The organism is Vibrio sp. 1069 (genome assembly GCF_033340555.1).
Genome location: NZ_JAWOWP010000467.1, coordinates 1 through 655 on the forward strand (window position 1 = coordinate 1; position 655 = coordinate 655).

The 655-nt window shown below is 42.7% G+C and carries 1 protein-coding gene; it reads right to left on the minus strand.

From position 1 onward, the window contains the following. Nucleotides 1–655: biotin/lipoyl-binding protein (locus R7040_RS27185; RefSeq protein WP_318097702.1), on the minus strand; the 655-nt coding region annotated here is incomplete at both ends.

Below are 655 nucleotides of genomic sequence, written 5' to 3' on the forward strand. Positions count from 1 at the left end.
GATCGATACTCTTCACGAATAGCAACGACTTCTTTTTTGGTATTCCGCAACTCTTCGACGATTTCATTCAATCTTTCGAGCTTTAACTCTTCTATCTTGGCTTGGTTCTCGTCTAACCTTTTCCCAACGGTTAAAGATTGCCGATCAAGCTGACTTAGAGTACTGCGAACCTCTGCGGCAAGCCGTTTGAGTTGCAACAAAGTGGATTTGCCAGAAAACCCCTTCTGGACCAAAGCTTGGTTACTTGCAATTTCTTCTTCAATAAAGTTGAGGCGTTCTCTTTCGATGACTTTGGTTTGCTTAAGATTTTCGAGCTCTAAGCTCGCACCAGAAATACTTTGTTCAATAATACTAAGCTTGCTCTCAAAAAAACGCTTTCTGGCAGTAAAGATTTTGTTTTGTACTAACTGTGCTTCTTTAACGATGTTCACACGAGGAATCGCTTCTAGATCACCAGACCACGAGATATCCGCTAATTCATCCAATTCGGCACTCAGCCGGTTTTCCTTCGCTAGCGTGTGAATGTACTGACCACTAACTGCATCTAGCTTGGCCATTGGCTGACGTTGCGATAATTGAACAAGCGGCTGGCCTTTCTTTACCAAATCGCCCTCTTGAACATACAGTTTTTCAATGATACCGCCTTCTAAATGCT